Here is a 12,433-nt window from a genome sequence, read left to right as displayed (position 1 = left end):
GGTCAGGTGCGGCGGAGGGCGTCCAGGTGGTCATGGGCGGGGGAACGGCGGCGCTCTGTGTAGCGCTCGGCGAAACCGGTCAAAGCATGCCGCAGGGCCGCCGGGGTGCCGGGAACGGCGAGGGCGCTGTCGGCTGCGGCGAAGCAGGCGCGGGCGGCCTTGGCGAGGTCCTGGTCGTCGAGGCCGGTGCGGGCCGCCCGCAGCCAGACGTCGTGGGAGGGGACGGGCCGCTGCGGGTCCGGGCAGAGTGGCTCGGTTGCCGCGTAGGCGGCATCGGCCGCCACCGTGTCGTTCAGGAGCGTCGCGGCCAGCACCGTCGGCACGGCCCAGTCGTCGCCGTGCTGCGCGTCGACCATCCGCAACTCCAGCCGGCCGCGCGGCCTGACCGGCGGGAACAGGGTGCTGAGGTGGTAGTCCAGGTCGGCCAGGGTCGGCGGCCGAAGCTCGGGCACGCCCCGCAGCCAGGCGCGGAAGGTCAGGCCGGAGGGCGCGGACCAGTCCCCGTCGAGGTCGCCCGGTATGCACATCACCCGCGCGTCGAGCGCATAGCGGGTCCAGGCCACACGTGGGTCGGAGTGGTAGAGGGGCGGGCGGGTACGACCGGCATCCATCCGGGACCAGATGTCCTGCCGGCCGGACAGCCACCCGGTGGGCCACCCGTCCTGTACCGGGGAGTTGGCGAAGGCGGCGACGAGCACGGGACCGATACGGTGGGCGAGTTCCCAGCGGGAGCGGTAGCCGCCGACGCCGCGGGAGTCCTCGCCGCAGTCCAGGTTGATCTGTACGGATGCGGTGCGGCGCATCATGTCGCGGCCCCACGGGCCCTCGCGGTCGAAGAAGCTCTCCATGGCCCGGTAGCGGGGGTGGTCGAGCACGCGAGACGGTTCACGATAAGGGTCGAGGCCCCGGCCGACGAGTACCAGATCGGCCTGCTCGACCGCCGTGCGCAGTACGGCAAGATCCGCGGCCATCATCTCGACGCACGCGCCGAGCGAGAGGGCCGGCGGGGAACTCAGCTCCAGCTGGCCGCCCGGCTCACGGGTGAGCCTGCTGCCCCCGGGCAGGGCGCCTGCCACCTCGACCGGAGCGAGGGCGGCGTTCAGCCGGTTGACGGATATCGGCAGCCGAAGGTTGTGGCGGTCCTGGACCAGCCACTCCGTCTCCACACCGATCCGCTCAGGGGGACCGGTCTTGAAACACACGCCGCACACATGCGCTTCTGCTTCTTCCAGGGTGAGTTCGGTCATTTTCTGTCCTCCTCTCGCATGATCTGGTGCGGGTCAGGTGCGGGGCAGGTGGGTGTCGGGCTGGGCGCAGGGGCGGAACAGCGTGTCGAGGGGAAGGCCGCTCCACCCCCGCGCCGTGCCGTCGGTTGAGGACGGCCTCGGAGGTGATCCGGAACGCGTGCAGAGGCGCCTTCCAGCGCATGGCCCACCGCCCTGTGGCCCTCCCTGTCGGGTCCAGGCTCAGCAGCGCCATGTAGGACATGGACAACGTGGGTGTCCTCGTCGACGAAGCGGCGGGCGAGCGCCTTGCAACGTCGGAGGGCAGGTGCAAACTACGGCGAGCGCAAGTCCGTGCCACAACGCGGATCACCCGTACGTGGCAGTGGTCCCGTGAACGCGCTCAGCGAAATCGGAGGCCGGCCGACCAGAACCCGAAATCAACCTGTGGAGTCGGACGTTCGGAGATCGGTAGTTGTTCCATTGTCCGTCGTCAGGAGAGGACTGCGGAGAAGGCGCCGTCAACGGTCATCACGCTGCCGCTGACATAGGACGACCGATCGCTGGCAAGGAACAGAATCGCCTGGGAAATCTCTCGTGGGCTTCCATTGCGCTTGGTGGGGTTCGCCTGCTCGAATTGAGGCCGATCTTCACCCAGGACCGCAGAGACGTTGTCACTGTTGATGGTGCCCGGCGCCACGGTGTTGACCCGGACGTTGTTCTGGGCGAACTCGGCGGCCCAACTCCGGGTGAGTGACTCGATGGCGCCCTTGGTGGATCCGTACAACGACATTCCAGACATTGCCCCACGAGCGGCGACCGAGCCGATGTTGATGATGCTGCCTGATCCCCGAGCGATCATGCCTGGTGCGAGTCGCTGCACGAGCATGAACGGGGCGCGCACGTTGATGTCGTACATCGCGGTGTAGTTCTCGGCGGTGAGCTCAAGGCTTGAACCCAGCGGCGTGTAGACCCCGGCGTTGTTGACCAGAACGTCCACCTCTCCGGCCTCATCGGCGAGGCGGTGGACATCGTCGAGGTCGGAAAGGTCCGCGAGCAGGAATCGGGCGTCACCCCCGGCGGCCGTGATGCTCTTGACCACCTGTTCGCCGCGTTCTCGGTGGCGACCGGTGACGAGGACCTGCGCACCCTCCTCGGCCAGCAGCTCGGCGGCGTCGGCCCCGATGCCGCCCAGGGACCCGGCCCCCGTGATCAACACCGTCTTGTTCTCCAGCTCCGCCTTCGCGAGACGCATGCTTTCTCCTTGAGTTGAGACTGTGAGTACCGGGGACATCGCTTCGCCTTCCTGCTTTTGACAGCCGGCGTCGCGGGACTTTCCGGCCCCGGTGGCTGCGCTGGGCGTGCACCACGGTAGGACCGGCCTGACATAGAGGCAAATAGTGGCAACGCATACTGTGCATTGACACCTCCTATGCCATGTCGAAGGTTGATTTTCGAATGAACCTGCGCCAGTACGAATACGCCCTGGCCGTCGCCGACGAGGGCTCCATGACAGCGGCAGCAGAACGACTACGGGGCACCCAGCCCTCTCTGTCGCAGCAGATCGGCACCCTGGAGAAGCACCTCGGCGTGCAGCTGTTCACCCGCACCCCCAGCGGGGTGACGGTGACGGTGGCAGGGCGGGCCTTCCTCGCGGAGGCGGAGATCGCGACGACCGCGTCCCGGCGTGCCGTCATGGCCGACCGCGCCGCCGACGGAGAGCTGGAAGGCGAACTCATCATGGCTGTCCACATGGGCCTGGGAGCACGCCAGCTGCCCCAAGTACTGGGGCAGCTGCGCAAGCGCCACCCCAAGCTGCAGGTGACTCTCCACGAGGAGCCCGATCCCACGGACATGGAACGACTGGTCCGCCAGGGAACCCTCGACATGATCCTCGTGCACCGCTTCCCCGCCGGGTGCACCTTCGACACGCACACGCTGGGCGAGGAGGCCTACGTCGCCGTCCTGCCGAAGGGACACCCGCTCCTCTCGCACCGCGCCGCGCTGCGCGTGGAAGACCTGGCGTCACAGGGATGGATCCGGTTCCGGCGCGCCAGCCTGCTCGACGACTACCTCGCCCGCCTGCTCGCCGACGCGGGCCTCAGCCCGCACACGGTGGCCCGGGCGTCACAGATCTCCACCGCGGTGCGGCTCGTGGCACAGGGCCTGGGCGTCACCGTGGTCCCGGCCTCGGCCATCCCCGAAGGCTTCGAAGGACCGGCCTGCCCGCTACAGCCCTCCCTGACCGAGCCCGTACTCGTCGGCGTACGACGCAACCCGGGCTCGGCGGAGACGGCCATGCTCGACCACCTCCACCAGCAGAACTGGTGCGGCACAGACCTCCTCGGCCGGCCCGCGACTGTTTGAGCGGGCGGCCAGTCCCGTGTTCCGGTGGGGCGCAGGCGACACTGAGGTCATGACAGTTGACGCTCTGACCGATGTGGCCGGGCTGCGTGTGGGGCATGCCACGCGGATCGGTGGCGGGTGGCTCACCGGCACGACCGTCGTGCTGGCTCCGGAGGGTGGCGCGGTCGCGGCCGTGGACGTGCGCGGGGGCGGGCCCGGTACCAAGGAGACCGACGCGCTCGATCCGCGCAATCTGGTGCGGACGGTCGAGGCGCTCGTGCTGACCGGCGGCAGCGCGTACGGGCTGGACTCGGCGACCGGCGTGATGGCCTGGCTGGAGGAGCGGGGACGTGGGGTGCGGGTCGGGCCCGATCCGCACCACGTCGTGCCCGTCGTGCCGGCGGCCTGCGTCTTCGACCTGGGCCGGGGTGGCGACTTCCGGGCCCGGCCGGACGCGGGGATGGGCCGCGAAGCGGTGGAGGCCGCCGCGGTGAGCGAGCAGGGCGCGGCTGTGGCGGAGGGGTGCGTGGGCGCCGGGACCGGAGCGGTCGTCGGAATGATGAAGGGTGGGGTCGGGACGGCGAGTGCCGTACTCGAATCGGGTGTCACGGTGGCGGCGCTCGTCGTGGCCAACGCGGTGGGGTCGGTGCTGGAGCCGGGGACGGGGGCGTTGTACGGGGAGTTGGTCCAGGGGTTGATGAGCTGTCCGGCCACGGAGGTCCACGAGGCGGCGCGGGTGCGGCTGGCCGAGGCCGCGGCGAGCAACGCGGTGCCGCCGCTCAACACCACGCTGGCCGTGGTCGCCACCGACGCCGACCTGTCGAAGGCGCAGGCGCAGAAGTTCGCGGGCACGGCTCACGACGGCATCGCGCGAGCCGTCCGGCCGGTGCATCTGCTCAACGACGGAGACACGGTGTTCGCGCTCGCCACGGGGGCACGTCCGCTCGCGGCCCAGGACCCTCTCGCGCTGAACGAGATCCTCGCGGCGGGCGCGGACCTGGTGACCCGCGCGATCGTACGGGCAGTGCGGGCCGCCGAGTCCGTTGCGGGGCCGGGCGGGGTGTGGCTCGCGCACAGGGAGTTGTACGGAGCGCGGACGGGCGGGGCGTCGGTCGCGGCACGGTCGTCACGTCGTTCCTCGACGACTCGCTCGTCCGAGACGCCGTGACCGTCGGGAGCGGTGCCGTGACACGGTCAGGAGTATCCCTCACAAGACGGTCACGCCTGACAACTGGCCCAACAGGGCTCAACGGGTGGAACATGGCATGGAGTGCCTCGGATCGCCGGAAACGCCCTCTGACCTAAGGGTTTTGAGTTTCTGTCGGGTCGCGCGGGAACTCCTTTCGTGGCCGCGGCGTTTTCTGGGCGTACGTTTTCTCGGTTCACGGACATGATGTCCGACCGAGGGGCTACGGTATGCACCCACAAGGTGACATGCAGCAACGCCGGGAGAAACCTTGAGCGTTCCGTACGAGACGGCAGCGTACGAGCCACCCGAGTCGCCCGAGTCTCCGGAGGAGCATCTCGCGCGACTCCTCGGTCGTGCCCTCAACTCCTTCGAGCTGACGGACGACACGATACGGCGGCTCGACCGGGCGCTGGCCCACGACAGTTCACTGCACTCCGCGCACCACAGTGCGGGGCTGCACCGCGAGACGTACCGCCATACCTGGCTGCTCGCTGATGGGAGCGCGCTCACGCTCTGGGAACTGGTCCACAACACCTCGGCGAGCCGGGACACCCAGCACGAGGTCTACGAGGACGAGGAAGAGTTGCGTACCGCGACCGCGCGTCTGCCGCTGCCGTGGGAAGACCCTGACTTCGAACTGCCCGTCCTGGTACGGCTGTCGGCCGTTCCCGAACCGCTGCACACGTACGTTGCGGACAACTCGGCCGACCACGGCCGGCGGCTGCTGCGGCGCGCCGAGAACGCGGACCGGCCGGGCGAGGACATGGCCGCGCTGTTACGTACGGCGTTCGCGCACCAGATCACGCAGGCCTTCGGGCGGCCGTGCCGGGCCGGCCGGAGAGGGCTGTGCTTCTCGCTGTACGAGCACGCGTTCCTGCTTCGGGACGGCCGCGAGCTGTCTCTGTGGGAGGTCGAGCACACGGCCACGCCCGACGGGCGGCACATGTGCGAGGTGTATGCGTCGGAGGCGGACGCCCGGGAGGCCATGGAGCGCCGGGCATCCAACCGGCGCTGACCTCGCGGTACAGATCCGGGCAGCGCACAGAAACGTGGCCGTGGCCCGGTTCGAGTACCGGGCCACGGCCACGTGCGGCTTTCAGCGGAGCGTCTACGCTGCGACCGGCTCCTTCGGCTGCGTCGTCTTCGCAGTCTCGGAGGTGTTCTCCGTGCTGCCGTCGGGAGCCTGCTTCCGCATGCCCTTCAGGACGATGACCAGGCCGGCCGTGATCGCCGTACCGACCAGGATGGCGAGCAGGTAGAGGAACGGACTGCCGATCAGGAAGGTGACCCAGACGCCGCCGTGCGGGGCGCGCAGGGTCGAGCCGAAGGTCATGGTCAGGGCGCCGGTGACCGCGCCGCCCGCCATGGACGCCGGGATGACCCGCAGCGGGTCGGCGGCCGCGAACGGAATGGCTCCCTCGGTGATGAAGGACGCCCCGAGGACCCAGGCCGCCTTGCCGTTCTCCTGCTCGGCCGGGGTGAAGAGCCTCTTGCGGATGGTGGTCGCCAGCGCCATGCCGAGTGGCGGAACCATGCCCGCGGCCATCACGGCCGCCATGATCTTCATCGCGGAGTCGCTGGGGTCCTGCACGGCGATACCGGCCGTGGCGAAGGCGTACGCGACCTTGTTGACCGGGCCGCCCAGGTCGAAGCACATCATCAGGCCGAGGAGGACGCCGAGCAGCACGGCGTTCGTGCCGGAGAGGCCGCCGAGCCAGTCCGTCATGGCGTCCTGGGCCTCGGCGATGGGCTTGCCGATCACGATCAGCATCAGGAAGCCGACGACGATCGACGAGATCAGCGGGATCACGACCACCGGCATGATGCCGCGCATCACCTTCGGGATCTTGACCCGCTGGATGGCGAGGACCACCGCACCGGCCAGCAGACCGGCCACCAGGCCGCCGAGGAAACCGGCGTTGATGTTGAACGAGATCATGCCGCCGACGAAGCCCGGTACGAGGCCCGGCCGGTCGGCCATCCCGTATGCGATGTATCCGGCGAGTACGGGGATCAGGAAGCCGAAGGCGACGCCGCCGATCTGGAACAGCAGCGCGCCCCAGCTGTCGACCTGGCCCCAGTCGAACACCTCGGTGACCGGCTTGGCATCGCTGATCTTGTAGCCGCCGATCGCGAACCCGAGCGCGATCAGCAGACCGCCCGCGGCCACGAACGGAACCATGTAACTCACGCCGGTCATCAGCCACTTGCGGAGCTTGGTGCCGTAGCCGTCGTCGGGCTCGCCCGCCCGGTCCACCGGGGTGCCGCCGGATCGGGCGGCCGAAGTGAACTCACCACGCTCGGCCTTGCCGCGTACCTCTGCGATCAGCTCGGCAGGCTTGTTGATGCCCGCCTTCACACCGACGTCCACGGTCGGCTTGCCGGCGAACCGGTCCTTCTCCCGTACGGGCACGTCGTGCGCGAAGATCACGCCGTCCGCCGCGGCGATGACGGCGGGGTCGAGCCGGGTGAAGCCCGCCGATCCCTGTGGCTCGACGACGATCTCGACGTCATCAATCTCGCGGCCCGCGTTCTCCAGCGACTCGGCCGCCATGTAGGTGTGCGCGATGCCGGTGGGACACGAGGTGACGGCGACGATACGGAACGGCCGACCGGAGACCGGGGTGGCTGAGGTAGCCGGGGTGGCCGAGGTGGCCGGGGTGGCCGAGGTGGCCGAGGTGGCCGAGGTGGCCGAGGTGGCCGTAGTCGGCTCGGCTTCGGGGCCGGCCTTCGCGGCGGGCTCCGGTTCCGGGGGCTCTTCCCCGCGGATCAGGGCCGCCGCGGCCGTCGCGTCGTCCACCGACCGCAGCGCGGCCGTGAACTGGGCGTTCATCAACTGGCGGGCCAGCGACGACAGGATGGTGAGGTGGGCGTCGTCCGCACCGGCCGGGGCGGCGATCAGGAAGATCAGGTCGGCCGGGCCGTCCGGCGCGCCGAAGTCGACCCCGGCCGCGCTGCGCCCGAAGGCCAGGGTCGGCTCGGTGACGTGTTCACTGCGGCAGTGCGGAATGCCGATGCCGCCGTCGAGGCCGGTCGGCATCTGGGCCTCGCGGGCGGCCACGTCGGCGAGGAAGCCGTCCAGGTCGGTCACCCGCCCCAGGGACACCATGCGCTCGGCGAGGGCACGGGCCGCCGCTTCCTTCGTATCGGCGGACAGGTCGAGATCGACCAGGTCCGCGGTGATCATCTCGCTCATCGCGGGCTCCTTCGCACGCGTATCGCCCGGGGAGAGTTGTGGGCGAAGGTGGGGACGGGGGTGAGGACAGAGGGGAGGACAGCCGCGGTCTCGGTTGTGGTCTCGGTTGCGGTCGCCGTCGCCGTCTCGGTGGTTACGGGCGTGTGCCGGGGTGTGGGGTGAGTGGGCCGGTGAGTTCTCATGACGCGGGCTCCGTCAGTACGCGGTTCACCGGGATCTCCGCTGTGACCGTCACCGCGGACGGGTCGAGGTTCGCCGGGCTCGGCATCACGCTGCCCGGCAGTTGGACGGCCGCCGCTCCGTGGGCCACGGCGGAGGCGAGCGCGCCGGGCCCGCTCCCGCCGGCGATGAGGAAACCGGCGAGCGACGAGTCGCCCGCGCCCACGTTGCTGCGTACGACGTCGACGCGGGCGCTCGCGAACCACGCGCCCTCCTCGCCGACGAGCAGTTGTCCGTCCGCGCCGAGCGAGGCCAGCACGGTCCGCGCGCCCAGCTCCCGCAGTTCCTCGGCGGCCTTGACCGCGTCGCCCACCGTGGCGAGCGGGCGGCCGACCGCCTCGGCGAGCTCTTCGATGTTCGGCTTGACGACGTCGGGCCGTTCGCGCAGGGCCGCGAGCAGAGCCGGTCCCGAGGTGTCCAGCGCGATCCGGGCGCCGGCCCGGTGGGCGCGGGCGACCAGTTCCGCGTACCAGGAGGGTGCGAGGCCGCGGGGCAGGCTGCCGCAGCAGGCGATCCAGTCGGCGTCGCGGGACTGCTCGCGCACGGTCTCCAGGAGGGACTCCTGCTCGGCGGGGGTGAGTTCGGGGCCGGGCGCGTTGATCTTCGTGAGGACCCCGTCCGCCTCGGCGAGCGCGATGTTCGAGCGGGTCGCCCCGGCGACCGGGACCGGCGCCACCTCGATGCCCTGCGCGTCCAGCAGGTCGGCGACGAGCGCGCCCGGGGCGCCGCCGAGCGGCAGGACCGCGACGGTACGCCGGCCGGCCGCGGCGACCGCCCGCGAGACGTTGACACCCTTGCCACCCGGGTCCATACGTTCTCCGGTGGCCCGGATGACCTCGCCGCGGTCGAGCGACGGAACCTCGTACGTACGGTCCAGGGACGGGTTCGGGGTGACGGTGAGGATCATGCGCACTCGTTTCTGGACACACAGCACTTCTGTTCTAGACACACAGCACTTGCGTGCCGCCGCGCTCGATGGCGGTGGCGTCTTCGGGGCTCAGCCCGCTGTCGGTGATCAGCAGGTCCACGTCGCCGAGGTCGCCGAAGCGCGCGAAGTGTTCCTGGCCGTACTTGGCCGAGTCGGCGAGCAGCACCACGCGGCGCGCGGCGGCGAGAACGGCACGTTTCACGGCGGCCTCGGCGAGGTCCGGGGTGGTCAGGCCGTGCTCGGCGGAGAAGCCGTTCGCGGCGAGGAAGACCACGTCCGCGCGGATCTCTCCGTACGCCCGCAGCGCCCAGGCGTCGACCGCCGCGCGCGTACGGTGCCGGACGCGGCCGCCGATCAGATGGAGCTGCATGCCGGGGTGGTCGGCGAGGCGGGCCGCGATGGGGAGGCTGTGCGTGACGACGGTGAGCGTCGCCTCCAGCGGGAGGGCTCCCGCGAGGCGGGCGACGGTCGTGCCCGCGTCGAGGATCACCGTGCCCTCGTCGGGCAGTTCGGCGACGGCCGCCTTGGCGATGCGGTCCTTCTCGTCCGCGGCGGTGGTCTCGCGCTCGGCGAGGTCGGGCTCGAAGTCGAGCCGCCCGGCCGGTATGGCGCCACCATGGACCCGGCGCAGCAGCCCCGCCCGGTCGAGGGCCTTCAGGTCCCGCCGGATGGTCTCCGCCGTGACCTGGAACTCCTCCGCGAGCGAGACCACGTCCACGCGTCCACCGTCACGTGCGAGCCGGAGGATCTCCTGCTGCCGCTCAGGTGCGTACATGCCCGTTCGCCTCCACTCCGTGCCCGTTCCTGTGGTTTCACTCGGAGGCTACGCGGGGATTTCGGGAAAGTAAACAGGTTCGGGCACTGATGTGGGCATGAACGGACATCCCGGAAAGACCGCGAGGCCCGGCTCCCTGGGGGGAGGACCGGGCCTCGGAGGTCCGTGAACCGCCTCGTTCAGCCGACGAGTTCGGGCTCCTGCTCGCCGGCAGGCGCGGCGTCCGCAGTGCCCGTGGTGCCCGTGGTGCCCAGGGTGCCCAGGGTGTCCGTGGTGGCCGCGCCCTCCACGTGCTGGGCGGGGCGCTTCGGGAGGGCGAACATCAGCAGGAAGATGGCCGTCATCACCACGGCGACCCAGACCAGCGCCTGCTGGAAGGCGTCGACGAAGGCGGGACCCACCTCGCGCGGCGACAGGTGGTCGGACATCGTGCCGAAGAAGACGACGGAGACCAGGGCGAGGCCGAGGGCGTTGCCCATCTGCTGGACGGTGTTGATCAGGCCGGACGCCGAGCCGGAGTGCTCGCGCGGGACCCCGGACAGGACCGCGTCCGTCAGCGGGGCGACGATCAGGCCCATGCCCACGCCCATGACGATCAGCGGAAGGGCCATCTGCCAGGGGGCGATGGACATGCCGTACCGCTCGGACTCCCAGATGTAGAGCAGGACGCCGGCGGTCATGGTCAGCGCGCCCGCCTGGAGCACCTTCCGGCCGAACCGCGGCACCAGTTTCTGCACCGAAAGGCCCGCGGCCAGCGACACCGCGATCGAGAACGGCACGCCCGTCAGGCCGGCCCGTAGCGGGCTCCAGCCGAGGCCGGTCTGCATGTAGAGCGTCCAGACCAGGAAGAAGATGCCGAGGCCGATCCCGAAGACGGTCTGGACGGCGATGCCCGCAGCGAAGCTCTTCACCTTGAACAGGGACAGCTCGATGAGAGGAGATCCGTCCCGCGCCGACTTCCTCTTCTCGTACGCCACCAGCGCCCCGAAGACGACGAGGGCGCCGCCCATCGACACGTACCCCCATACCGGCCAGCCCAGCTCGCGGCCGCGGATGAGCGGGTAGAGCAGCATCAGCAGACCGAGGACGACCAGTGCGACGCCGACGAGGTCGAGCTTCAGGGCGTGCGGGGCCTTGGACTCGGTGATGAACTTCCGGCCGAGGACGAGGCCCGCTATGCCCACCGGCAGGTTGATGAGGAAGATCGGCCGCCACTCCAGGCCGAACAGGTTCCACTCCGTGAGCAGTGCGCCGAGGAGGGGTCCGGAGACCGCGCCCAGGCCCACGATCGCGCCGAACAGTCCGAAGACCTTGCCCCGCTCGTGCGCCGGGAACGTGGCGTGCACGATCGACAGGACCTGCGGCACCATCAGCGCGGCCATGGCTCCCTGGAGGATCCGGGAGGCGACGAGCATGTCCGGGTTCACGGCGAAGCCGCAGAGCGCGGACGCGAGGGTGAAGCCGCCGATGCCGACGAGGAAGAGCCGTTTGCGGCCGTGGATGTCGCCGAGCCGGCCGCCGGTGATCAGGCCCGCGGCGAAGGCCAGCGCGTAACCCGCCGTGATCCACTGGATCTGGCTGAAGGTCGCACCCGCGTCCTGCTGGATCGACGGGATCGCGATGTTGACGATCGTGACGTCGACCAGGTCCATGAAGGCCGCGGTCATAACGATGGCGAGCGCGTACCAGCGCCGGCGGTCCGCCTCCGGCCGGGGGGACGTGAGGGTGCTGCTTGGTGAGGTCATGTCTGCACGGTAGGGACGATGTAGGTCAGGTCTTGTCCTACTGCCGAGGCATGCTCGGAGAAGTCGAAAAGGCCGCGGCGCATACGGACAGTACGGTGCGTTGTGGCTGGTCGCGCAGTTCCCCGCGCCCCTTGGGAGGGGCGCGGTTCCACCCAGGGGAGGCCCCATGAGTACGGATACTCCGGCGCGGCTGCTTCAGTTGTTGTCTCTTCTTCAGACGCCGCGCGAATGGCCGGGCGGGGAGCTCTCGGACCGGCTCGGTGTCTCGCGGCGGACCGTGCGGCGGGACGTCGACCGGCTGCGGGAGCTGGGTTATCCGGTGCAAGCGACGAAGGGCGCGGACGGCGGCTACCGGCTGGTCGCCGGCAAGGCCATGCCGCCGCTGGTCCTCGATGACGAGGAGGCGGTGGCGATCGCGGTGGGCCTGCGGGCCGGTGCGGGGCACGCCGTCGAGGGTGTCGACGAGGCCTCGGTGCGGGCGCTGGCCAAGCTCGAACAGGTCCTGCCGAGCCGCCTGCGCCACCGGGTCGCCACCCTTCAGGCCGCCACCACTCCCCTGACGACGGGCGACGGTGCCAGCATCGCGCCCGAGACGCTGACCGTGATGGCCTCGACGATCGCGGGTCGGGAGCGGCTGCGGTTCGCGTACCGCGCCGGGGACGGGACGGAGAGCCGGCGCCGGACGGAGCCGTACCGGCTCGTGTCGACCGGCCGTCGCTGGTATCTCGTCGCGTACGACCTCGACCGGGAGGACTGGCGCACGTTCCGGGTCGACCGGGTGTCCGACCTCTTCGCCACCGGGTCCCGCTTCG

The 12,433-nt window shown here is 70.5% G+C and carries 10 protein-coding genes; 4 read left to right on the top strand and 6 right to left on the bottom strand.

The features are described 5' to 3' along the window. Positions 1-2: 2 nt before the first annotated feature. Both egtA and AOK01_RS13895 read right to left on the bottom strand, forming a co-directional pair. On the bottom strand, positions 3-1,247 hold the full coding sequence (gene egtA / locus AOK01_RS13900; RefSeq protein ID WP_055511344.1) for an ergothioneine biosynthesis glutamate--cysteine ligase EgtA: 1,245 nt from the start codon (positions 1,245-1,247) through the stop codon (positions 3-5). A 469-nt stretch (positions 1,248-1,716) separates the two neighbouring features. Further along, positions 1,717-2,478 carry an SDR family NAD(P)-dependent oxidoreductase gene (locus tag AOK01_RS13895; RefSeq protein ID WP_055511342.1) on the bottom strand — a complete coding sequence of 254 codons (762 nt, stop codon included), beginning with the start codon at positions 2,476-2,478 and terminating at the stop codon, positions 1,717-1,719. A 203-nt stretch (positions 2,479-2,681) separates the two neighbouring features. On the opposite strand from AOK01_RS13895, the gene AOK01_RS13890 reads away from it, so the two are divergent. The 3 genes from AOK01_RS13890 to AOK01_RS13880 all read left to right on the top strand — a co-directional run bounded on the left by AOK01_RS13890 (position 2,682) and on the right by AOK01_RS13880 (position 5,773). Beyond that, positions 2,682-3,590 carry a LysR family transcriptional regulator gene (locus tag AOK01_RS13890; RefSeq protein WP_055511340.1) on the top strand — a complete coding sequence of 303 codons (909 nt, stop codon included), beginning with the start codon at positions 2,682-2,684 and terminating at the stop codon, positions 3,588-3,590. 49 nt (positions 3,591-3,639) lie between these two features. Then, positions 3,640-4,737, top strand: a complete 1,098-nt coding sequence (locus tag AOK01_RS13885) for a P1 family peptidase (RefSeq protein WP_055511338.1) — start codon at positions 3,640-3,642, stop codon at positions 4,735-4,737. Positions 4,738-5,026: 289 nt separating this feature from the next. Next, complete coding sequence (locus tag AOK01_RS13880) at positions 5,027-5,773, top strand: DUF6227 family protein (protein WP_055511336.1); 747 nt, start codon at positions 5,027-5,029, stop codon at positions 5,771-5,773. Positions 5,774-5,866: 93 nt separating this feature from the next. Here the strand turns inward: AOK01_RS13880 and AOK01_RS13875 are convergent, their stop codons facing one another. The 4 genes from AOK01_RS13875 to AOK01_RS13860 form a co-directional block, all read right to left on the bottom strand. Then, positions 5,867-7,954, bottom strand: coding sequence for a PTS fructose transporter subunit IIABC (locus tag AOK01_RS13875; RefSeq protein WP_055511334.1), 2,088 nt, complete (start codon positions 7,952-7,954; stop codon positions 5,867-5,869). A gap of 178 nt (positions 7,955-8,132) precedes the next feature. Beyond that, positions 8,133-9,080, bottom strand: coding sequence for a 1-phosphofructokinase (pfkB, locus tag AOK01_RS13870; RefSeq protein ID WP_055511333.1), 948 nt, complete (start codon positions 9,078-9,080; stop codon positions 8,133-8,135). Between the two features lie 34 nt (positions 9,081-9,114). Next, positions 9,115-9,876, bottom strand: coding sequence for a DeoR/GlpR family DNA-binding transcription regulator (locus tag AOK01_RS13865; protein ID WP_055511331.1), 762 nt, complete (start codon positions 9,874-9,876; stop codon positions 9,115-9,117). A 179-nt stretch (positions 9,877-10,055) separates the two neighbouring features. Then, positions 10,056-11,621, bottom strand: a complete 1,566-nt coding sequence (locus AOK01_RS13860) for an MFS transporter (RefSeq protein ID WP_055511329.1) — start codon at positions 11,619-11,621, stop codon at positions 10,056-10,058. 166 nt (positions 11,622-11,787) lie between these two features. On the opposite strand from AOK01_RS13860, the gene AOK01_RS13855 reads away from it, so the two are divergent. Next, a partial coding sequence (locus AOK01_RS13855) for a helix-turn-helix transcriptional regulator (protein ID WP_055511346.1) occupies positions 11,788-12,433 on the top strand: 646 nt, incomplete at its 3' end.

Origin of the sequence: Streptomyces aurantiacus (genome assembly GCF_001418335.1) — a bacterium.
Lineage (GTDB): Bacteria > Actinomycetota > Actinomycetes > Streptomycetales > Streptomycetaceae > Streptomyces > Streptomyces aurantiacus.
The sequence above is the reverse complement of the archived record's forward strand: the minus strand, read 5'-3'. Positions and strand labels throughout refer to the sequence as shown.